Raw genomic sequence first — 19,150 nt, 5'->3', positions numbered from 1 at the left:
TGTATCTGTTTTTAAATACTTATTAGTATCTATAGGTTATACGAGCCTTAGTTAAATCGTAAGGGCTCATTTCTAATTTTACTTTATCACCTGGTAACAACTTAATGTAATGCATACGCATTTTACCAGATATGTGTGCCGTCACAATGTGACCATTTTCTAATTCAACTCGAAACATTGCATTAGATAATGCTTCTATAATTGTTCCGTCTTGTTCTATTGCTGCTTGCTTTGCCATAATTTATTTTTAATGTTCAGTCTTCATTTAACAAATACCTTGCCTAAACTTTATTGAACATTGTAATGCTTTTATAATTATGCGGTAACAGATTTTCTGTTTTTTCCCGTTTTCATCAAGCCATCATAATGCTTATTCAATAAATAAGAATTAATCTGCTGCATAGTATCTATAGCCACACCAACCATAATTAATAGTGATGTACCACCAAAGAATAATGCCCAACCTTGTTGCACTCCTACTAATTGATAAACAAAAGCAGGGAATATAGCTACTAAGGCTAAGAAAATAGATCCTGGTAAGGTAATCTGAGACATGATTTTATCTAAGTACTCAGCAGTTTCTGTACCTGGTCTGATACCTGGTATAAATCCACCACTACGCTTTAAGTCGTCAGCCATTTTGTTTGTAGGTACTGTAATTGCAGTGTAGAAATATGTAAATATTATAATCAATAATGCAAACACGAAGTTGTACCAAAATCCAAAAATATCTTGAAAATTGGTTTGCATCCATTGACCTACACTACTTTCAGGACCAAATAACTTACCAATATATGCAGGCGCGAACATAATAGCTTGTGCAAATATGATAGGCATTACACCTGAAGCGTTTAACTTTAATGGTAAAAACTGACGAGATCCAAATACATTTTTCTCATATCCACCAGAAGCTGTTCTTCTAGCATACTGAACAGCTACTTTACGTACTGCCATTACTAAGAATACTGCACCTAAAATGATTAAGAACCAAATAACTAATTCTATTAAAATCATCATAAATCCACCATTTCCACCTTCTAATCTAGAGAACATGTTTTGTGCAAACGACTGTGGCATAGTTGCAATAATACCAACCATAATTAATAATGAAATACCATTACCTATACCTTTATCAGTAATTTTTTCACCTAACCACATTGCGAATACACAACCTGTTACTAGGATGACTACTGATGAGAAATAGAATATGCTTTCTGAAAAACCAGGTATTAACATTTGGTTGATTGACTGAAGCCCAGATAAAGAAGGAATAGTACCTAAATAAGCAGGTGCCTGAACCAAACAAATTCCTATAGTTAACCATCGTGTAATTTGAGTAATCTTCTTTTGCCCACTTGCACCTTCTTTTTGAAGTTTCTGCAGATAAGGAATTGCAATACCCATAAGTTGTACAACGATAGATGCAGAGATGTAAGGCATAATACCTAAAGCAAATACAGAGGCTTTAGAAAAACCACCACCTGTAAAAGCATTAATAAGCCATAATAAACCACCTTGTGCTGCAGAACTCTGTAGTTCAGCTAACTTTGGAAAATCTACACCTGGTAAAACCACCTGAGCACCAAAACGGTACACTAATAACAAGCCTAAGGTTAGAATAATTCTATCCTTAAGCTCAGTGATTTTCCAGACGTTTTTTAATGTTTCTATTATCTTCATCTTTATATCTTATAAAGTTACAGCTTCACCACCAGCAGCTTCAATAGCAGCTTTTGCCGTAGCAGTAAATTTATGTGCAGTTACTGTTAATTTTGCTTTTAATTCACCTCTACCTAAGATTTTAACCAGATCGTTCTTTCCAGCTTTACCTAATGATACAAGTGTTTCAAAATCTACAGTATCCTTAATTTTCTTTTCATCTACTAACTCTTGTAAAGTATCTAAGTTTATACCTTGATATTCTACTCTATTAATGTTAGTAAATCCAAACTTAGGAACACGTCTTTGTAAAGGCATTTGACCACCTTCGAAACCTAATTTCTTAGAGTATCCTGAACGTGACTTAGCTCCTTTGTGTCCTCTTGTCGCAGTACCTCCTTTACCAGATCCTTGACCACGTCCAACACGTTTTCCTTGATTTTTAACTGAACCTTCTGCAGGTTTTAAATTACTTAAATCCATTGTTAAGTTTGTATTTTTAAGCTTCCTCTACAGAAACTAAATGTTCAACTTTCTTCACCATACCAAGGATATTTGGTGTGGCATCGTGCTCTACTACTTGTCCAATCTTTCTAAGACCTAAAGCTTCTAATGTTTGCTTTTGTCTTTTAGTACGATTGATTGCACTTTTTACTTTAGTTACTTTAATCTTTGCCATCTTGTCCTAGATTATCCTTTATATACTTTTTCAAGTGAAATTCCACGTTCTCTTGCTACTGCTTTTGCATCTCTTAATTGTAATAAAGCATCAAAAGTAGCTTTAACAACGTTGTGAGGATTTGAAGATCCTTGAGATTTTGATAATACATCATGTACACCAACAGCTTCAAGTACTGTTCTTACAGCACCACCAGCAATAACTCCGGTACCAGGTGCAGCTGGAATAATATTTACTCTAGCACCACCATACTTTCCTTTTTGTTCGTGAGGTAAAGTACCTTTTATGATAGGAATTCTTACTAAGTTCTTTTTAGCGTCTTCTACAGCTTTAGAAATTGCTGTTGCTACGTCTTTAGATTTTCCTAAACCATGACCTACAACACCAGCTTCGTCACCTACAACTACGATAGCAGAAAAACCAAATGCTCTACCACCTTTTGTTACTTTAGTTACACGCTGTACACCTACTAAACGGTCTTTTAAATCTAATCCGCCTGGTTTTACTAATTCTGCGTTTTTATATTTTTGATACATAATGTCTTAAAATTTAAGTCCTGCTTCTCTAGCACCTTCTGCTAATGATTTTACTCTACCGTGATATAAGTAACCACCTCTATCAAAAGAAATAGTTTCTACACCAGCTTTCATAGCCTTCTCTGCAACAGCTTTTCCTACTAAAGCAGCAATCTCAGTCTTATTTCCTTTAGACTTTGCTATATCTTTATCTCTTGAAGATGCAGCAGCTATAGTTTTACCAGTTACATCATCTACGACTTGAGCATAAATTTCTTTATTACTTCTAAAAACAGCTAATCTTGGTCTAGATTCTGTACCAGAAACTACCTTACGGATTCTGTTTTTTATTCTTAATCTTCTTTCGTTCTTTGTCAATGCCATAACTTACTTATTAAGCTGATTTACCTGCTTTTCTTCTAATTATTTCACCAACAAACTTGATACCTTTTCCTTTGTAAGGCTCTGGCTTACGGAAACCACGTATTTTAGCTGCTACTTGACCAACTAATTGTTTGTCGTGAGATGTTAATTTAACGATTGGGTTTTTACCTTTTTCAGATACTGTCTCTACTTTTACCTCTGGCGCAATGTCCATAACGATATTGTGAGAGAAACCAATTGCTAAATCTAATTTCTGTCCTTGATTTGATGCTCTATAACCAACACCTACTAATTCTAATTGTTTAGTAAATCCGTTAGATACACCTTCTATCATATTAGCAATTAACGCTCTGTATAGACCGTGCTTTGCTCTGTGATCTTTCTTTTCAGAAGGACGGCTTAATGTAATAGTTCCGTCTTCTAAAGTAATTTCAACATCAGAAAAAGTTTGAGATAATTCTCCTAACTTTCCTTTTGCAGTAATTACATTATCTTTAATTTCTACAGTTACACCTTCAGGAACTGTGATTGGGCTTTTACCTATTCTTGACATAATTTCCTGTTTTTAGTATACGTAACATAATACTTCGCCACCAACGTTTTCTCTTTGCGCTTGCTTACCAGTCATCACTCCGTGAGACGTAGAAACAATTGCAATACCTAAACCATTTAAGATTCTTGGCATTTCGTTAGCACCAGCGTATTTACGTAAACCTGGTTTACTGATTCTTTGAATTTTTTTGATAACAGACTCTTTTGTCTCTTTATTGTACTTTAAGGCAATCTTAATTGTACCTTGTACTGTAGTGTCATCAAATTTGTAACTTAAAATATATCCTTGATCGAATAATATTTTAGTTATCTCCTTTTTTAAGTTAGATGCAGGAATTTCTACCACTCTGTGGTTAGCTTTCACAGCATTTCTAACTCGCGTTAAATAATCCGCTATTGGATCTGTGTACATAGTTTAAAATTTAGGAAAATGGTTTTCGAACTTCTCGAACCTAGATTCCGATTATACAATAGTTATATTGATAATTGTACAGAAGCTAAATCGCTTCCTCAATGTTACCAACTTGCTTTTTTTACACCAGGAATTAACCCTTTGTTAGCCATTTCTCTAAACATTACACGAGAGATACCAAACTGTCTCATATAACCTTTTGGTCTTCCTGTAAGTTTACAACGGTTGTGCTTACGTATTGGTGATGCATTTTTAGGTAACTTTTGTAATGCTTCGTAATCGCCAGCTTCTTTTAAAGCTTTTCTTTTCTCAGCATATTTAGCTACAGTCTTTGCACGCTTCACCTCACGGGCTTTCATTGATTCTTTAGCCATACTTAATTCTTTTTAAATGGTAATCCTAGTTCTGTTAATAAAGACTTCGCTTCTTTGTCTGTTTCAGCAGAAGTCACAAATGTAATATCCATTCCTGAAATTTTGTTGATTTTATCGATATCAATTTCAGGGAAAATGATTTGCTCTGTAATACCTAAGTTATAATTTCCACGACCATCAAAACCTGTAGCTTTAATACCGTTAAAATCTCTAACTCGTGGCAATGCAGTTGTTACTAATCTATCTAAGAACTCATACATTTGCTCACCACGTAAAGTAACTTTAGCACCAATTGGCATTCCTTTACGTAACTTAAATGATGCAACGTCTTTCTTAGAAATTGTAGCTACAGCTTTTTGCCCAGATATTTTTGTTAATTCATCAACAGCGTGATCGATTAACTTTTTATCTGCAACAGCAGCACCAACACCTCTAGATAATACTATCTTTTCAAGCTTAGGTACTTGCATTACATTTTTATATCCAAATTCTTCTGTAAGAGCAGGAACTATTTTGTCCTTGTACTCTTTTTTTAATCTTGCAACGTAAGCCATAATTAAATTACTTCATTAGATTTTTTAGAAAATCTTACTTTATTGTCGCCATCCATTCTGTAACCTACTCTCGTAGTTTCTCCCTTGCTTGTTAATAAAGACAAGTTTGAAATATGAATTGATGCTTCTTTCTCTACAATACCACCTTGTGGGTTTTGTGCACTTGGCTTAGTGTGTTTCTTCACCATATTTACACCTTCCACAATGGCTTTGTTCTTATCTTTTAATACTTTAAGCACTTTACCTTCAGATCCTTTGTGATCTCCAGCTATTACTTTTACAGTATCTCCTGATTTTATTTTAAGCTTTGTCATCTTATTTATCAATTAAAGCACTTCTGGTGCTAATGATACAATTTTCATGAATTGTTTATCACGAAGTTCTCTTGCTACTGGACCAAATACACGTGTTCCTCTCATTTCACCTTGTGGGTTTAATAATACACATGCGTTATCGTCAAATCTAATGTAAGAGCCATCTGGACGTCTTACTTCTTTAGCTGTACGTACAACAACAGCAGTAGAAACTGCTTTTTTCTTTACACTTCCATTAGGAGTAGCATCTTTTACAGAAACTACTACCTTATCTCCAACAGAAGCATATCTTCTTTTTGTACCACCTAAAACACGGATTACTAAAACTTCTTTAGCTCCTGTGTTGTCTGCTACTTTTAATCTTGATTCTTGTTGTACCATAATTACTTCGCTCTTTCAATTATTTCTACTAATCTCCAACACTTAGATTTACTCATAGGTCTTGTTTCCATGATCTTTACAGTATCTCCTTCGTTGCAGTCGTTTTTCTCATCGTGTGCAACATATTTCTTTGTTTTTAACACGAACTTTCCATACATAGGATGTTTTACTTTTTTTACTTCTGAAACAACAATAGATTTCTCCATTTTGTTACTAGTAACTACTCCTATACGTTCTTTTCTTAAATTTCTTTTTTCCATCTTTCAGCAGAATACAATTATTGTCCGTCTCTTTTAGTTAATTCTGTTGCTAATCTAGCTACAGTTCTTCTTACAGCACGAAGCTGAATTGGGTTATCTAAAGGAGATATTGTGTGAGCCATTTTTAGGTCTGAATAACTCTTTTTAGTCTCACTAAGTTTTTCTTGTAACTCAGCTGTTGAAAGCTGTTTAATTTCTGATTGCTTCATAATTTCTTTTTATTATGCTTCGTAATCTCTAGCAATGATAAACTTAGTTTTTACTGGAAGTTTCTGTGCTGCTAAACGTAATGCTTCTTGAGCAACTTCTAACGGCACTCCACTTACTTCAAATAATACGCGTCCTGGTTTTACAACAGCTGCCCAATATTCTACAGCACCTTTACCTTTACCCATACGTACTTCAAGAGGCTTTTTTGTAATAGGCTTGTCTGGAAATATTTTAATCCATAACGATCCTTCTCTTTTCATATAACGAGTAGCGGCAATACGAGCTGCTTCTATTTGACGTGCAGTTATAAATGACGAGTCTAAAGATTTTATACCAAAAGTACCATTTGATAACAAATGTCCTCTTCCGGCATTACCTTTCATACGACCTTTTTGCTGCTTACGAAATTTTGTTCTTTTAGGCTGTAACATTTTGTCTTTTCTTTAAAAAATTACTTTCTTCGACGTTGGTTTTTGTTTCCAGTACGTCCACCTTTTCCTTTTTGCTTAGAAAGACCTACTAATGGAGAAAGTTCTCTTTTTCCATATACTTCGCCTTTCATAATCCACACTTTTACACCTAATCTACCATAAGTAGTATGTGATTCAACAAGAGCATAATCTATATCAGCTCTAAATGTAGATAATGGAATACGTCCTTCTTTATAGTGCTCAGAACGTGCCATTTCAGCACCGTTTAAACGACCACTAATTTGAACTTTGATTCCTTCAGCATTCATACGCATTGCAGCAGCGATAGCCATTTTGATTGCTCTTCTGTAAGAAATACGACTTTCTATCTGACGAGCGATACTTGCTGCTACTAAATGTGCATCTAGTTCAGGTCTCTTAATTTCAAAGATGTTCAATTGAACTTCTTTACCAGTAATTTTCTTAAGCTCTTCTTTTAGCTTGTCTACCTCTTGACCACCTTTACCGATAATAATACCAGGTCTAGCAGTAGTGATAGTAACGGTTACAAGTTTAAGCGTACGCTCAATAATTACTCTACTTACACTAGCTTTAGATAAACGAGCATGGATATACTTACGGATTTTATCATCCTCTGCAAGTTTGTCTCCATAATCATTTCCGCCATACCAGTTAGATTCCCATCCTCTGATAATTCCTAAGCGATTTCCGATTGGATTTGTCTTTTGTCCCATATCTCTATCTTAGCTTTGTGTTTTATTTAATGAATCTACCACTACAGTAACGTGGTTAGATCTTTTTCTAATTCTGTGTGCTCTACCTTGAGGAGCTGGACGTAAACGCTTAAGCATTGTACCACCATCTACTCTTATCTCTTTGATAAATAGGTTAGCTTCTTCAACATCAGCATCTTCGTTTTTAGCTTGCCAGTTTGCAATTGCAGACATTACTAATTTTTCTAAACGACGTGATGCTTCCTTAGGACTAAATCTAAGAATCTGAAGAGCTTTCTCAGCCTTTTCACCTCTTACTAAATCTGCAACTAAACGCATTTTTCTTGGAGATGTAGGACAGTTATTTAGCTTAGCAAAAGCAACCTGCTTCTTCTCAGCCTTAATAGCTTCCGCCATTTGTTTTTTACGACTTCCCATGATTCTTATTTTTTACCTTTATTCTTAGCACCTGCATGACCTCTAAACGATCTTGTTGGTGAAAATTCTCCTAATTTATGACCTACCATATTCTCAGTTACATATACTGGAACAAATTGACGACCATTGTGTACTGCTATTGTTTGACCTACGAAATCTGGTGAAATCATAGACGCTCTAGACCAAGTCTTAATAACCGTCTTTTTATTTGAAGCTACATTTTCTGCAACTTTCTTTTCTAACTTATAATGGATATAAGGTCCTTTTTTTAATGAACGTGCCATACTATCTTACTTATTTCTTTCTACGTTCTACAATATACTTATTACTCGCTTTTGTCTTAGAACGCGTTCTGTAACCTTTAGCAGGAATACCATTCTTAGATCTTGGGTGACCACCTGAAGATTTACCTTCACCACCACCCATTGGGTGATCTACTGGGTTCATTACTACTGGTCTTACTCTTGGACGTCTTCCTAACCATCTGCTTCTACCTGCTTTACCAGATACTAGCAACTGATGATCTGAGTTAGAGACAACACCAATTGTAGCCATACACGTTACTAATACCATTCTAGTTTCACCAGAAGGTAATTTTATAGTTGCGAACTTACCATCTCTTGCCATTAACTGAGCAAAAGCACCTGCACTACGTGCCATAACAGCACCTTGACCAGGACGTAACTCTATACAAGAAATGATTGTACCTAAAGGTATTTCACTTAATGGCATTGCATTTCCAATTTCTGGAGCTACACCACTTTCACCAGACACAACATTTTGACCTACTTGCAAACCATTCTGAGCGATGATATATCTCTTCTCACCATCTTGATAGTTTAACAACGCAATAAATGCTGTTCTGTTTGGATCGTACTCTATTGACTTAACTTCTGCTGGAATACCAGTTTTGTTACGTTTAAAGTCAATAATACGATACTTCTTCTTATGACCTCCACCCATGTGGCGCATGGTCATTTTTCCTTGACTGTTTCTACCACCAGATCTTTTTTTCGGAGCTAATAAACTTTTCTCCGGCTTATCAGTAGTGATGGCGTCAAATCCATTTACTACTCTAAAACGCTGAGCTGATGTGATCGGTTTTAATTTTCTAACTGACATTTTTGTCTAATTACATGTTAGCGTATAAATCTATTGTTTCACCTTCCGCCAGTTGTACAATTGCCTTTTTAACGGCATTTGTTTTACCATGCTGAATACCCGTTTTTGTATAACGAGTTCTTCTATCTGGACGGACATTTATCGTACGAACTTTTTCTACAGAAACACCATAAGCAGCCTCAACCGCTTTTTTAATTTCTACCTTGTTCGCCTTTGTGTTCACTTCAAATGCATATGCATTTAACAACTCGCTTTGAGCGGTTGCTTTTTCTGTGATGATAGGTTTAATTAAGATACTCATCTGTGTTCTATTTACTTAAATTCGATTCAATTCCTTCTAATGCACCCTCTAAAAGAACCACTTTATTAGCGTTCATAATCTTATAAGTGCTTAATTCTGAGCTTGTTACAACTTCAGAGCCTTTCAAATTGCGCGACGACAAATATACATTATTATTTGAGTCACCCAACACAAATAGAGACTTTTTGTTATCTATCTCTAAGGCTTTCAAGACATTTACGAAATTCTTAGTCTTTGGAGCATCAAAATTAAAATCTTCTAATACTACAATAGCCTTATCGTTTGCCTTAATACTTAATGCTGATTTACGTGCTAATCGCTTTACGTTTTTGTTTAATTTAAAACCGTAATTTCTTGGTCTAGGACCAAACATACGACCACCACCTTTAAATACACCAGACTTAATAGAACCTGCACGTGCTGTACCTGTTCCTTTTTGTTTTTTAATCTTACGTGTACTTCCAGTTATTTCTGCTCTTTCTTTTGCCTTATGCGTTCCTTGTCTTTGGTTTGCTAAGTATTGCTTAACATCCAAATAAACCGCATGATTATTAGGCTCTATAGCGAATACGTCTTTAGAAAGCTCAGCTTTTCTACCCGTATCTTTTCCGTTTATATCTAAAACTGCTACCTTCATTACTTCTCAATGATTACGTAAGAGTTTTTGTGACCAGGAACACATCCTTTAACAACAAGCAAGTTCTTTTCTGGAACTACTTTGTAAACTCTTAAATTTTCTACTTTTACTGTATCACCACCCATTCTTCCGGCCATTTTCATTCCTTTGAATACTCTCGCAGGATAAGAAGCTGCACCAATAGAACCTGGAGCTCTTAAACGGTTGTGCTGACCATGCGTTGCTTGACCTACACCACCAAAACCGTGACGCTTTACAACACCTTGAAAACCTTTACCTTTAGAAACTCCTGAAATATCCACGAACTCTCCTTCGATAAATTGTTCTACAGTGATAGCATCACCTAATTTGTACTCCTTGTCAAAACCTTTAAATTCTACGACTTTGCGTTTTACAGAAGTACCCGCTTTCTTAGCATGCCCTAAAGCAGCTTTTGTAGCGTTCTTTTCTGTCGCGTCATCGAAACCTAACTGAAGTGCGTTATAACCGTCTACTTCTTCAGTTCTGACTTGGGTAACGATACATGGACCTGCTTCGATTACTGTACATGGAATATTCTTTCCATTTTCATCGAAAATGCTGGTCATACCGATTTTTTTTCCAATTAACCCAGACATATTTATTATTTATTAATTATTATTCTTTATTTAAAATTCAAGGCTGAAAAATACGTTTCAGCCTTGAATTGTATTTTTTTCCGTTTTTCCCGCGACCGCATCGTTGGGACATTTTTGATTCCTGCTTTAGCAGAAATGGTAATTACACCTTAATTTCTACTTCAACTCCACTTGGTAATTCAAGTTTCATTAAAGCGTCAATAGTTTTAGAAGATGAAGAGTAAATATCTAATAATCTCTTGTAAGAGCTTAATTGAAATTGTTCTCTTGACTTCTTATTAACGTGTGGTGAACGTAACACAGTAAAAATTTTCTTGTGTGTTGGTAATGGAATAGGACCAGTTACTACAGCACCTGTGCTCTTTACAGTTTTTACAATCTTATCAGCAGACTTGTCAACTAAATTATGATCGTAAGACTTTAATTTTATTCTAATTTTCTGACTCATTTTCTTTTAGTTTTAAGCTTCTACGCCTTTAGCCGCTTTGATTACTTCTTCTGATATATTTGATGGAGTCTCAGCATAGTGAGAGAATTCCATTGTTGATGTTGCTCTACCTGAAGACAATGTTCTTAATGATGTTACATAACCGAACATTTCAGATAATGGCACTTCAGCTTTTATTACTTTAGAACCTGCTCTATCACTCATGTTATTAACTTGACCACGACGACGGTTTAAGTCACCAACAATATCACCCATATACTCTTCTGGAGTTAACACCTCCAATTTCATAATCGGCTCCATGATTACTGCTTTTGCAGCTTTTGCAGCAGCTTTAAATCCTAACTTAGCAGCTAATTCGAACGATAACTGATCAGAATCCACGTCATGGTATGAACCATCCGTTAAAGTTACTTTCATAGCATCTACTTCGTAACCTGCTAATGGACCATTAACCATTGCCATTTTGAATCCTTTTTCTACAGATGGAACGAATTCTTTAGGAACGTTACCACCTTTAATCTCAGACACAAATTCTAATCCAACTTTTCCTTCTTCAGCTGGTTCAAGAGTAAATACAATATCAGCAAATTTACCACGTCCACCAGATTGCTTTTTATAAACTTCTCTGTGTTCTGCACGTTGTGTAATAGCTTCTTTGTACTCTACCTGAGGTTGACCTTGGTTAACCTCTACCTTAAACTCACGCTTAAGACGGTCTACAATAATATCTAAGTGAAGCTCACCCATACCAGAAATAATAGTCTGTCCTGAAGCTTCGTCTGTTCTAACAGTAAATGTTGGATCCTCTTCAGCTAATTTTGCTAAAGACATACCTAACTTATCTACGTCTGCCTTAGTTTTTGGCTCAACCGCAATACCAATTACTGGATCTGGGAAGTCCATAGATTCTAAAACGATTGGTGCTTTTTCATCTGAAAGAGTATCACCTGTTTTAATATCTTTAAAACCTACAGCCGCACCTATATCTCCAGCTTCGATATATTCGATAGCATTTTGCTTATTAGAGTGCATTTGATAAATACGAGAAATACGCTCTTTTTTACCTGATCTGTTATTTAACACATAAGAACCTGCGTCTAAACGACCTGAATACGCTCTAAAGAATGCTAAACGACCTACGAAAGGATCTGTAGCAATTTTAAAAGCTAATGCAGAGAAAGGCTCTTTTACATCTGGCTTACGAGAAATTTCCTTTTCAGTATCTGGATCAGTACCCATAATAGCATCCTTATCAACAGGAGAAGGTAGGTAACGACACACAGCATCTAATAAGAACTGTACACCTTTATTTTTGAATGCAGAACCGCAAATCATAGGGATGATAGACATGTCCATTACAGCAGCTCTTAATGCAGCGTGCACTTCTTCTTCTGTAATAGAATCTTCATCTTCCATGAATTTCTCAAGAAGGTTTTCATCGTAACTAGCAACCTCTTCTATTAACTGAGCTCTTAACTCAGCAGCTTCTGCTTTTAATTCTTCTGGAATATCGATAACATCGAAAGTAGACCCTTGTGTTTCATCGTGCCAAACGATTGCACGGTTTTTTACTAAATCTACGATACCTTTAAAATCAGCTTCGTCACCAATGTTCATAACGATTGGCACAGCGTTAGACCCTAACATATCTTTTACCTGCTGACATACTGCCATAAAGTTAGATCCTTGACGGTCCATTTTGTTTACGAAACCTATACGTGGTACTTTATAGTTATCTGCAAGTCTCCAGTTAGTTTCAGACTGAGGCTCTACACCATCAACCGCACTAAATAAGAAAACTAAACCATCTAATACACGTAAAGAACGGTTCACCTCAACTGTAAAGTCAACGTGACCAGGAGTATCGATAATATTAAAGTGGTATCCTTTTGTATCTGGAGTTGGTTGACCATTCTCTAATGGAAAGTTCCATGTACAAGTAGTAGCAGCAGAAGTAATTGTAATACCCCTTTCTTGCTCTTGCTCCATCCAGTCCATAGTAGCCGCACCATCATGCACCTCACCAATCTTGTGAGAAACACCAGTATAGTAAAGAATACGTTCTGTTGTTGTTGTTTTTCCAGCATCAATATGTGCTGCAATACCTATATTTCTTGTGAATTTTAAATCTCTTTGTGCCATCTAATTAAAATCTAAAGTGTGAGAATGCTTTATTTGCTTCTGCCATCTTATGAGTATCTACTCTTTTCTTAACGGCCGCACCTTCTTCTTTAGCTGCAGCTAAAATTTCTGCTGCTAAACGTTGTGCCATAGATTTTTCATTTCTTTTACGCGCGTAGCCAATTAACCACTTCATCGCTGTAGAAACTTTACGATCTGGACGAATTTGCATTGGAATCTGGAATGTTGCACCACCAACACGACGACTACGTACTTCTACGTGAGGCATCACATTAGATAAAGCATCTTTCCATGTTTCTAAAGCTGTTTTTTCGTCGTTGTTCTTTTTCTCCTCAACAATATCAATTGCATCGTAGAATACTTTAAAAGCTACAGACTTCTTACCATCCCACATCATGTTGTTAACAAAACGTGTCACCAACTGGTCGTTAAACCTTGGGTCTGGTAAAAGCGGTCTCTTTTTTGCTGCTCTTTTTCTCATGTCTTCTTCTTAAAGTTTTTTAAATTACTTTTTAGGGCGTTTTGCACCATACTTAGATCTACGTTGGGTACGACCAGCAACACCTGCTGTATCTAATGCACCACGAACGATGTGATATCTAACACCTGGTAAATCTTTTACCCTTCCACCTCTAACTAATACTATCGAGTGCTCTTGCAAGTTGTGACCTTCACCACCGATGTATGCGTTAACCTCGTTTCCGTTTGTTAAACGAACCCTTGCCACCTTACGCATTGCTGAGTTAGGTTTTTTAGGTGTCGTTGTATAAACACGAGTACATACACCACGTCTTTGAGGACACGAATCTAAAGCAGCCGATTTACTCTTCTTAGTTATTTTGGCTCTTCCTTTTCGTACTAATTGTGAAATTGTTGGCATATATTACTATATAAATATTTGTTTAACCCTCACTTTTGAGGGCTGCAAAGGTAGAAATATATATTTATAATTCAAACAGTTGAGAATTTATTTTTCAAAGAATTATCAAAATTCATTTTATACATATATATAATGGTCTATTTTTACGTTATCTTTTGAGTTATTTCATTTTAATTTAATGTCGAACATTCAACGTTGTATATTTCTTTTTCTGTTGATTTTATCTCATCAGATTTTTAGCCAATCATTAAACCTGAATGTTCAAGCCGAAAATGAACTTAAAACTAAAACCATCGACTCTTTTGGTTATGCAAAATCCTTTGATAATTATGTTGGTCTTGAAAATGAATTAAATAAATTAAAGGACAAGCTTACAAGAATAGGTTACATTGACACAACTATTGATAGCATCATCAGAAAAAACGATACACTTTTAGATGCATATTTCTTTTTAGGTAAAAAAATTGAACGGATTAGAATTAAATATGGGAATGATTTTAACAGCGAACTATTAAATTTCATTAATCACAACTCTGGTGAAGGTTATTTTGAGATTCCTATTACTCAATTAGAAAACTCACTAAACACGCTTAATTCTAAAATCGCTGAGCAAGGAGATCCTTTTTCTACCTTACAGCTTATTAATATCTCAAAAGAGCATTCGGACTTAATTTCTGCTGAACTAAAAATTGTTACAAATCAAAAAAGACGAATTGATAATATTATAGTTAAAGGATACGAAAAGTTTCCGCAGTCCTATATTAAACGATTTTTAAAACTACGAAAAGGAAAAACTTTTAATCTAAATGAAATAAAAGAAAAAGTAGAACTACTAGAAGATTTGCGTTTTGCAAAGACAATGAGAGAACCTGAAGTTTTATTCACTCAAGATTCTACCACTTTATATTTGTATATCGAAAAAGCGCGCACCAATAATTTTGACGGTTTTCTAGGCTTTGGCACCAATGAAAACACCAATAAAATTGAGTTTGATGGTTACTTAGATTTACGATTAGTCAACAACCTTAATTATGGAGAAACTATAAACCTCTTCTACAAAAGTGATGAAATAGACCAACAAACCTTTAGGATAGATACAGATTTACCCTATATGTTCGGTTCACCTATAGGCATACAAGCTGGTCTAAATATTTTTAGAAAGGACACTACCTTTTCTAACGCTAAGCAATATGCAAAAGTTAATTACCAGATTAATTCCCAGCATCGCGTTGCTGCCGGTATTTCATCAACCAAGTCTACAAACTTATTAGATAATGACACATCTATTCTAAATGATTATACTACAAATTACTATACTTTGGGTTACATCTTTACAAAACCTCAATTTTACGACGCTTTATTTCCAATAAACTTTTGGTTAGATTTTTCTACTGGGTTTGGAGACAGGGAGAATAACATAGGCAATCAAAGTCAAACCATTTTTAATGTAGACACTTATAAAATATTTAATCTTAATCCTAAAAACAGTATTTACACAAGATTCAATGGCGCCATCTTAACTTCAGACGATTATCTGGATAATGAACTTTTTAGGTTTGGAGGCATTAATTCCATTAGAGGTTTTGAAGAAAATAGTTTAGTTGCTAATCTTTATGGAGTCGTAAACACTGAATATCGTTATAGATTGAGTAATGGTATTTATATTCATTCCGTTTTAGATGCCGCATATTTCGAAAATCAGATTACTGATACCAAAGAAAAGTTATTTGGTTTTGGTTTTGGCTTAGGCCTTCTTACCAATGCAGGATTATTTAGATTAAACTATTCTAGTGGAAAATCTGAAAACCGGCAATTTAGACTATCAGACTCTAAAGTACATGTGAGTTTAACAGCTACTTTTTGATTAGTCAAAATAATCTGATACTTTTGGAAACGCTAGAAAAAAGAAAAACTATGTTCAGAAAACTACTTCTTACACTTTTTATTATTTCAAATTTTTTAAGTGCCCAAAATACTGTTGGCACTACTCTTATTACTGAAGATGTCTATGACGGCTACACATTATTTACCGTGTTCAATGACACTTATTTAATTAATAATTGTGGAGAAGTAATAAACCAATGGACAAGTACTTTTCCTCCAGGAAACTCCGTTTATTTATTAGAAAATGGAAATTTACTAAGAGCAGGAAGAACTAATAGTACCGACATTACTTTTGGTGGACAAGGAGGTGTTATAGAAATTTTTGGCTGGGAGGGAAATCTGATTTGGCAATATTTCTATGACACACCAACAAAGCGACAACATCACGACATTTATCCCATGCCAAACGGAAACGTACTCATTTTGGCAGCCACAATAATGAGCAACAGTGAAGCTATTCAAGCTGGAAGAAATCCAGCACTACTAACCGAATCTGAACTATATAACGAGCAACTTATTGAAGTTACTCCTGTTGGTTTTAACAGTGCCAATATTGTCTGGGAATGGAATATAAAAGATCACCTTATACAAGACTTTGACGCAACTAAAGATAACTTTGGAGCTGTAGCGCTTAACCCAAACAAACTTGATGTAAATTTCTTAAACGGTGGATCAGGAGCATCTAATTGGCTCCATATCAACTCCATCCAATATAATGAAGAAAGAGACCAAATAGTTTTAGGTTCTAGGCATATGAGTGAAATATGGATTATAGATCATTCTACCACAACTAGCGAAGCTGCTTCTGGCACAGGAGGCACTTACGGTAAAGGTGGTGATTTTCTTTATCGTTGGGGAAATCCTGAGTCTTACAGACAAGGCACTTCCGCAAATCGCACCTTATTTGGACAGCATACACCACATTTTATCCCATCTGGTCTTCCTAATGGTGGAAAAATAATGCTATATAATAATGGTATAGACAGAACACCTTCTTACTCTCAAATAGACATTATTTCTCTACCTGAGTCTAGCCTTGGAGTTTATGACTATACAGCTAATACCGCTTACCTTCCTGTTAGTCCAGACTACACCTATGAAGAACATTCTTCCGGAAGTTCAGATTTTTTTAGTCCTATTGTAAGTAGTGCTCAACAATTACCCAATGGAAACATCCTAATTTGCGAAGGCAACCAAGGTCATTTTTTTGAAATTAATAGTAATGAAGAAAAGGTATGGGAATATATTAATCCAGTGAATAGTAACACAGGCATTATTTCTTCTCAAGGAAATCCTCCACCTAATGCAAACCTAACTTTTAGAGCTGAAAAATATTCTACAGATTATGCCGCATTTACAGGTAGAGATTTAACTCCTAGTGATCCTATAGAATTAAACCCAGATTTAACAGTATGTAACAACCTAAGTACTTCTGAGTTTGAAGTTACATCTGTTACTATCTACCCTAACCCTACAAATGATTATGTTCAAATTGAATCTACAAATTCATTTGACAAGATTGAGGTTTTTAATATACTTGGAAGATTAGTATCAATCACCACTGATTCAAAAGTAGATTTTTCTGAACAACCAAGTGGCGTTTATATCCTGAAAATATATTCTGGTAATAAAAGTATAACCGAAAAAATCATCAAAAATTAAGTTGTTCTAAAAAATATTTAACCATCCTAAGTTAGGATGGTTTTTTTATACCTTTACACCGATGAAAAATGAAACAACCATATTCGGAATTAGAGCTATTATTGAAGCTATAAAGTCTAACGAAACTATTGACAAAGTATTTGTTCAAAAAGGTTTAAAGGGAGAACTCTTTCAAGAATTAGAAGCTCTGCTTCGTACTGAAGGTATTAACTCATCTTACGTACCTGTTGAAAAACTAAACCGACTTAGCAAAGGAGGAAATCATCAAGGTGCTGTTGCCAATATCTCTCCTATTGAGTTTCATGATATAGATGATTTAGTTCTTAACATTATAGAATCTGGAAAAACACCATTATTTCTGCTTCTAGATCAACTTAGTGATGTTAGAAATTTTGGTGCTATAGTAAGAACAGCTGAATGTACTGGTGTTTCAGGAATTATAATTCAGAAAAAAGGTGGTGCTCCAATAAATGGAGACACCATTAAAACCAGTGCTGGTGCCATTTTTAAAATTCCGATTTGCAAAGTAGATCATATTAAAGACGCCGTTTTCCACATGCAGTCTTCAGGAATAAAGGTCATTGCTGCCACAGAAAAAGCTAATGATTTTATTTACGATGTTTCATTTAAAGAACCTTGCGCAATAATCATGGGATCTGAAGGAAAAGGTATAAATCCTTCAGTATTAAAGGTGGTTGATGAGCAAGCAAAGCTTCCTATTTTGGGAGAAATTGAATCCCTAAATGTCTCTGTAGCTTGTGGTGCTTTTTTATATGAATCCGTAAGACAACGCTCTTAAAGACTTTCATCTTTTGATTTTTTAAAGATATAATTGACTTTCGTTTCAGAATCATTTCCTGACTCTATTTCAGTCTCTTCTTCTGGTAAGGATTCAATAAAGTTTCCGTTTTCATCAAAGTGTTTCATAAAAGGATCGTCATCTTCATTATAGTCTGGCTGTTGCCAAATGTAGCGTTCTGGTTTTGCAACATTATTTTTAAACACTGACGCAAATAATAAACCTGTAATTAGACCTCCTAAATGTCCTTCCCAAGACATACCTTGTTTTATAGGAAACACGTACCAAATCATACTTCCATATAAAAAAATTACCACTAGAGATAATGCTATTAATCTATAGTGTTTGGCAAAAATGCCTTTAAAAAATATAAAACTGAATAGCACATAGATTAACCCACTTGCTCCTATATGATTTCCTGAACTCCCAATAAGCCAAGTTAAAAATCCTGAAAGTAAAACCCCAAAACCTATCACCTTCCATGCGATTTTGTTATAGAAATAAAATAAAGCGAGCGATAGAATTAGCAACGGAAATGAGTTGTTATATAAGTGATTTAAATCTCCATGTAAAAAAGGACTCGTAACTATACCTAATAAGCCTTCTATCTTATGTGGTCTTATACCATATGACTTAATACCATAGTTTATAGTTGTCTGATACCAAAACACCAACCACACTGAGAGCAACATCAAAACTGGAAAAATGATGACACTATTTGAAAATTTAAATTGTTGTTTGGACATTGAATTATTTTCTAAACTATCTTCAAATTTATAACC

30 protein-coding genes are annotated in these 19,150 nt (G+C 35.0%); 3 read left to right on the top strand and 27 right to left on the bottom strand.

Translation table 11 applies throughout. The features are described from left to right. Positions 1–22 precede the first annotated feature (22 nt). From infA to rpsL, 26 genes are all read right to left on the bottom strand, one after another. Positions 23–238: a translation initiation factor IF-1 gene (gene infA / locus MST30_RS09100; protein WP_007094967.1), complete on the bottom strand. Its 216-nt coding sequence runs from the start codon at positions 236–238 to the stop codon at positions 23–25. A gap of 77 nt (positions 239–315) precedes the next feature. After that, positions 316–1,680 carry a preprotein translocase subunit SecY gene (secY, locus tag MST30_RS09095; protein WP_243471097.1) on the bottom strand — a complete coding sequence of 455 codons (1,365 nt, stop codon included), beginning with the start codon at positions 1,678–1,680 and terminating at the stop codon, positions 316–318. Between the two features lie 9 nt (positions 1,681–1,689). Next, positions 1,690–2,142 (bottom strand): 50S ribosomal protein L15, encoded by a 453-nt coding sequence (gene rplO, locus MST30_RS09090; protein WP_243471096.1) that lies wholly within the window; start codon positions 2,140–2,142, stop codon positions 1,690–1,692. Between the two features lie 16 nt (positions 2,143–2,158). Next, positions 2,159–2,338: a 50S ribosomal protein L30 gene (gene rpmD, locus MST30_RS09085; RefSeq protein ID WP_076620351.1), complete on the bottom strand. Its 180-nt coding sequence runs from the start codon at positions 2,336–2,338 to the stop codon at positions 2,159–2,161. A gap of 11 nt (positions 2,339–2,349) precedes the next feature. Beyond that, positions 2,350–2,874 carry a 30S ribosomal protein S5 gene (gene rpsE / locus MST30_RS09080; protein WP_243471095.1) on the bottom strand — a complete coding sequence of 175 codons (525 nt, stop codon included), beginning with the start codon at positions 2,872–2,874 and terminating at the stop codon, positions 2,350–2,352. A 6-nt stretch (positions 2,875–2,880) separates the two neighbouring features. Further along, complete coding sequence (gene rplR, locus MST30_RS09075) at positions 2,881–3,237, bottom strand: 50S ribosomal protein L18 (protein ID WP_243471094.1); 357 nt, start codon at positions 3,235–3,237, stop codon at positions 2,881–2,883. Positions 3,238–3,247: 10 nt separating this feature from the next. Continuing rightward, positions 3,248–3,790, bottom strand: coding sequence for a 50S ribosomal protein L6 (gene rplF, locus MST30_RS09070; RefSeq protein WP_243471093.1), 543 nt, complete (start codon positions 3,788–3,790; stop codon positions 3,248–3,250). 12 nt (positions 3,791–3,802) lie between these two features. Next, positions 3,803–4,201, bottom strand: coding sequence for a 30S ribosomal protein S8 (gene rpsH, locus MST30_RS09065; RefSeq protein ID WP_243471092.1), 399 nt, complete (start codon positions 4,199–4,201; stop codon positions 3,803–3,805). Positions 4,202–4,305: 104 nt separating this feature from the next. Next, entirely contained in the window at positions 4,306–4,575 is a 270-nt protein-coding gene (gene rpsN, locus MST30_RS09060) for a 30S ribosomal protein S14 (protein WP_243471091.1), read from the bottom strand. A gap of 2 nt (positions 4,576–4,577) precedes the next feature. Then, positions 4,578–5,129: a 50S ribosomal protein L5 gene (gene rplE, locus MST30_RS09055; protein ID WP_243471090.1), complete on the bottom strand. Its 552-nt coding sequence runs from the start codon at positions 5,127–5,129 to the stop codon at positions 4,578–4,580. 2 nt (positions 5,130–5,131) lie between these two features. Beyond that, positions 5,132–5,443, bottom strand: a complete 312-nt coding sequence (gene rplX / locus MST30_RS09050) for a 50S ribosomal protein L24 (RefSeq protein WP_138434823.1) — start codon at positions 5,441–5,443, stop codon at positions 5,132–5,134. 12 nt (positions 5,444–5,455) lie between these two features. Further along, the gene (rplN, locus tag MST30_RS09045; protein WP_076620342.1) at positions 5,456–5,824 is read right to left on the bottom strand and encodes a 50S ribosomal protein L14; all 369 of its coding nucleotides are present in this window, start codon (positions 5,822–5,824) and stop codon (positions 5,456–5,458) included. Between the two features lie 2 nt (positions 5,825–5,826). Next, on the bottom strand, positions 5,827–6,084 hold the full coding sequence (gene rpsQ, locus MST30_RS09040; RefSeq protein ID WP_076620340.1) for a 30S ribosomal protein S17: 258 nt from the start codon (positions 6,082–6,084) through the stop codon (positions 5,827–5,829). 17 nt (positions 6,085–6,101) lie between these two features. Next, positions 6,102–6,293 carry a 50S ribosomal protein L29 gene (rpmC, locus tag MST30_RS09035; RefSeq protein WP_243471089.1) on the bottom strand — a complete coding sequence of 64 codons (192 nt, stop codon included), beginning with the start codon at positions 6,291–6,293 and terminating at the stop codon, positions 6,102–6,104. A gap of 12 nt (positions 6,294–6,305) precedes the next feature. Continuing rightward, positions 6,306–6,725, bottom strand: coding sequence for a 50S ribosomal protein L16 (gene rplP / locus MST30_RS09030; RefSeq protein WP_243471088.1), 420 nt, complete (start codon positions 6,723–6,725; stop codon positions 6,306–6,308). A gap of 20 nt (positions 6,726–6,745) precedes the next feature. Next, positions 6,746–7,459, bottom strand: coding sequence for a 30S ribosomal protein S3 (gene rpsC / locus MST30_RS09025; RefSeq protein ID WP_243471087.1), 714 nt, complete (start codon positions 7,457–7,459; stop codon positions 6,746–6,748). Between the two features lie 9 nt (positions 7,460–7,468). Further along, positions 7,469–7,876 (bottom strand): 50S ribosomal protein L22, encoded by a 408-nt coding sequence (rplV, locus tag MST30_RS09020; RefSeq protein ID WP_138434826.1) that lies wholly within the window; start codon positions 7,874–7,876, stop codon positions 7,469–7,471. Between the two features lie 5 nt (positions 7,877–7,881). Then, on the bottom strand, positions 7,882–8,160 hold the full coding sequence (gene rpsS, locus MST30_RS09015) for a 30S ribosomal protein S19 (RefSeq protein ID WP_008269180.1): 279 nt from the start codon (positions 8,158–8,160) through the stop codon (positions 7,882–7,884). Positions 8,161–8,170: 10 nt separating this feature from the next. Further along, positions 8,171–8,998, bottom strand: a complete 828-nt coding sequence (gene rplB, locus MST30_RS09010; RefSeq protein WP_243471086.1) for a 50S ribosomal protein L2 — start codon at positions 8,996–8,998, stop codon at positions 8,171–8,173. Positions 8,999–9,008: 10 nt separating this feature from the next. Continuing rightward, complete coding sequence (gene rplW / locus MST30_RS09005) at positions 9,009–9,299, bottom strand: 50S ribosomal protein L23 (RefSeq protein ID WP_243471085.1); 291 nt, start codon at positions 9,297–9,299, stop codon at positions 9,009–9,011. Positions 9,300–9,306: 7 nt separating this feature from the next. Next, positions 9,307–9,936, bottom strand: coding sequence for a 50S ribosomal protein L4 (gene rplD / locus MST30_RS09000; RefSeq protein WP_243471084.1), 630 nt, complete (start codon positions 9,934–9,936; stop codon positions 9,307–9,309). Beyond that, positions 9,936–10,553 (bottom strand): 50S ribosomal protein L3, encoded by a 618-nt coding sequence (gene rplC / locus MST30_RS08995; protein WP_243471083.1) that lies wholly within the window; start codon positions 10,551–10,553, stop codon positions 9,936–9,938. Before rplC ends, rplD begins: the two co-directional genes overlap by 1 nt. Positions 10,554–10,695: 142 nt before the next feature. Next, on the bottom strand, positions 10,696–11,001 hold the full coding sequence (gene rpsJ / locus MST30_RS08990) for a 30S ribosomal protein S10 (RefSeq protein ID WP_007650482.1): 306 nt from the start codon (positions 10,999–11,001) through the stop codon (positions 10,696–10,698). A gap of 12 nt (positions 11,002–11,013) precedes the next feature. Further along, positions 11,014–13,143: an elongation factor G gene (gene fusA, locus MST30_RS08985; RefSeq protein WP_243471082.1), complete on the bottom strand. Its 2,130-nt coding sequence runs from the start codon at positions 13,141–13,143 to the stop codon at positions 11,014–11,016. 4 nt (positions 13,144–13,147) lie between these two features. Then, a complete protein-coding gene (gene rpsG, locus MST30_RS08980) occupies positions 13,148–13,624 on the bottom strand; it encodes a 30S ribosomal protein S7 (protein WP_243471081.1) in 477 nt (158 codons plus the stop codon). 24 nt (positions 13,625–13,648) lie between these two features. Beyond that, on the bottom strand, positions 13,649–14,023 hold the full coding sequence (gene rpsL / locus MST30_RS08975; protein ID WP_008269190.1) for a 30S ribosomal protein S12: 375 nt from the start codon (positions 14,021–14,023) through the stop codon (positions 13,649–13,651). 178 nt (positions 14,024–14,201) lie between these two features. On the opposite strand from rpsL, the gene MST30_RS08970 reads away from it, so the two are divergent. The 3 genes from MST30_RS08970 (at position 14,202) to rlmB (ending at position 18,368) form a co-directional block, all read left to right on the top strand. Next, the gene (locus MST30_RS08970) at positions 14,202–15,887 is read left to right on the top strand and encodes a POTRA domain-containing protein (RefSeq protein ID WP_243471080.1); all 1,686 of its coding nucleotides are present in this window, start codon (positions 14,202–14,204) and stop codon (positions 15,885–15,887) included. 50 nt (positions 15,888–15,937) lie between these two features. After that, on the top strand, positions 15,938–17,569 hold the full coding sequence (locus tag MST30_RS08965) for an aryl-sulfate sulfotransferase (RefSeq protein ID WP_243471079.1): 1,632 nt from the start codon (positions 15,938–15,940) through the stop codon (positions 17,567–17,569). Between the two features lie 61 nt (positions 17,570–17,630). After that, a complete protein-coding gene (rlmB, locus tag MST30_RS08960; protein WP_243471078.1) occupies positions 17,631–18,368 on the top strand; it encodes a 23S rRNA (guanosine(2251)-2'-O)-methyltransferase RlmB in 738 nt (245 codons plus the stop codon). Here rlmB and MST30_RS08955 read toward each other — a convergent pair. Continuing rightward, positions 18,365–19,114, bottom strand: a complete 750-nt coding sequence (locus MST30_RS08955; protein ID WP_243471077.1) for a rhomboid family intramembrane serine protease — start codon at positions 19,112–19,114, stop codon at positions 18,365–18,367. The genes rlmB and MST30_RS08955 overlap by 4 nt on opposite strands. Between the last annotated feature and the right edge of the window lie 36 nt (positions 19,115–19,150).

The sequence above is a fragment of the Winogradskyella sp. MH6 genome (assembly GCF_022810765.1).
Classification (GTDB): domain Bacteria; phylum Bacteroidota; class Bacteroidia; order Flavobacteriales; family Flavobacteriaceae; genus Winogradskyella.
The sequence above is the reverse complement of the archived record's forward strand: the minus strand, read 5'-3'. Positions and strand labels throughout refer to the sequence as shown.

Excerpts from the sequence above, each read along its gene's own strand:
- infA (WP_007094967.1), bottom strand. The coding sequence starts at position 238 with ATGGCAAAGCAAGCAGCAATAGAACAAGACGGAACAATTATAGAAGCA.
- secY (WP_243471097.1), bottom strand. The coding sequence starts at position 1,680 with ATGAAGATAATAGAAACATTAAAAAACGTCTGGAAAATCACTGAGCTT.
- rplO (WP_243471096.1), bottom strand. The coding sequence starts at position 2,142 with ATGGATTTAAGTAATTTAAAACCTGCAGAAGGTTCAGTTAAAAATCAA.
- rpmD (WP_076620351.1), bottom strand. The coding sequence starts at position 2,338 with ATGGCAAAGATTAAAGTAACTAAAGTAAAAAGTGCAATCAATCGTACT.
- rpsE (WP_243471095.1), bottom strand. The coding sequence starts at position 2,874 with ATGTATCAAAAATATAAAAACGCAGAATTAGTAAAACCAGGCGGATTA.
- rplR (WP_243471094.1), bottom strand. The coding sequence starts at position 3,237 with ATGGCATTGACAAAGAACGAAAGAAGATTAAGAATAAAAAACAGAATC.
- rplF (WP_243471093.1), bottom strand. The coding sequence starts at position 3,790 with ATGTCAAGAATAGGTAAAAGCCCAATCACAGTTCCTGAAGGTGTAACT.
- rpsH (WP_243471092.1), bottom strand. The coding sequence starts at position 4,201 with ATGTACACAGATCCAATAGCGGATTATTTAACGCGAGTTAGAAATGCT.
- rpsN (WP_243471091.1), bottom strand. The coding sequence starts at position 4,575 with ATGGCTAAAGAATCAATGAAAGCCCGTGAGGTGAAGCGTGCAAAGACT.
- rplE (WP_243471090.1), bottom strand. The coding sequence starts at position 5,129 with ATGGCTTACGTTGCAAGATTAAAAAAAGAGTACAAGGACAAAATAGTT.
- rplX (WP_138434823.1), bottom strand. The coding sequence starts at position 5,443 with ATGACAAAGCTTAAAATAAAATCAGGAGATACTGTAAAAGTAATAGCT.
- rplN (WP_076620342.1), bottom strand. The coding sequence starts at position 5,824 with ATGGTACAACAAGAATCAAGATTAAAAGTAGCAGACAACACAGGAGCT.
- rpsQ (WP_076620340.1), bottom strand. The coding sequence starts at position 6,084 with ATGGAAAAAAGAAATTTAAGAAAAGAACGTATAGGAGTAGTTACTAGT.
- rpmC (WP_243471089.1), bottom strand. The coding sequence starts at position 6,293 with ATGAAGCAATCAGAAATTAAACAGCTTTCAACAGCTGAGTTACAAGAA.
- rplP (WP_243471088.1), bottom strand. The coding sequence starts at position 6,725 with ATGTTACAGCCTAAAAGAACAAAATTTCGTAAGCAGCAAAAAGGTCGT.
- rpsC (WP_243471087.1), bottom strand. The coding sequence starts at position 7,459 with ATGGGACAAAAGACAAATCCAATCGGAAATCGCTTAGGAATTATCAGA.
- rplV (WP_138434826.1), bottom strand. The coding sequence starts at position 7,876 with ATGGGAAGTCGTAAAAAACAAATGGCGGAAGCTATTAAGGCTGAGAAG.
- rpsS (WP_008269180.1), bottom strand. The coding sequence starts at position 8,160 with ATGGCACGTTCATTAAAAAAAGGACCTTATATCCATTATAAGTTAGAA.
- rplB (WP_243471086.1), bottom strand. The coding sequence starts at position 8,998 with ATGTCAGTTAGAAAATTAAAACCGATCACATCAGCTCAGCGTTTTAGA.
- rplW (WP_243471085.1), bottom strand. The coding sequence starts at position 9,299 with ATGAGTATCTTAATTAAACCTATCATCACAGAAAAAGCAACCGCTCAA.
- rplD (WP_243471084.1), bottom strand. The coding sequence starts at position 9,936 with ATGAAGGTAGCAGTTTTAGATATAAACGGAAAAGATACGGGTAGAAAA.
- rplC (WP_243471083.1), bottom strand. The coding sequence starts at position 10,553 with ATGTCTGGGTTAATTGGAAAAAAAATCGGTATGACCAGCATTTTCGAT.
- rpsJ (WP_007650482.1), bottom strand. The coding sequence starts at position 11,001 with ATGAGTCAGAAAATTAGAATAAAATTAAAGTCTTACGATCATAATTTA.
- fusA (WP_243471082.1), bottom strand. The coding sequence starts at position 13,143 with ATGGCACAAAGAGATTTAAAATTCACAAGAAATATAGGTATTGCAGCA.
- rpsG (WP_243471081.1), bottom strand. The coding sequence starts at position 13,624 with ATGAGAAAAAGAGCAGCAAAAAAGAGACCGCTTTTACCAGACCCAAGG.
- rpsL (WP_008269190.1), bottom strand. The coding sequence starts at position 14,023 with ATGCCAACAATTTCACAATTAGTACGAAAAGGAAGAGCCAAAATAACT.
- MST30_RS08970 (WP_243471080.1), top strand. The coding sequence starts at position 14,202 with ATGTCGAACATTCAACGTTGTATATTTCTTTTTCTGTTGATTTTATCT.
- MST30_RS08965 (WP_243471079.1), top strand. The coding sequence starts at position 15,938 with ATGTTCAGAAAACTACTTCTTACACTTTTTATTATTTCAAATTTTTTA.
- rlmB (WP_243471078.1), top strand. The coding sequence starts at position 17,631 with ATGAAAAATGAAACAACCATATTCGGAATTAGAGCTATTATTGAAGCT.
- MST30_RS08955 (WP_243471077.1), bottom strand. The coding sequence starts at position 19,114 with ATGTCCAAACAACAATTTAAATTTTCAAATAGTGTCATCATTTTTCCA.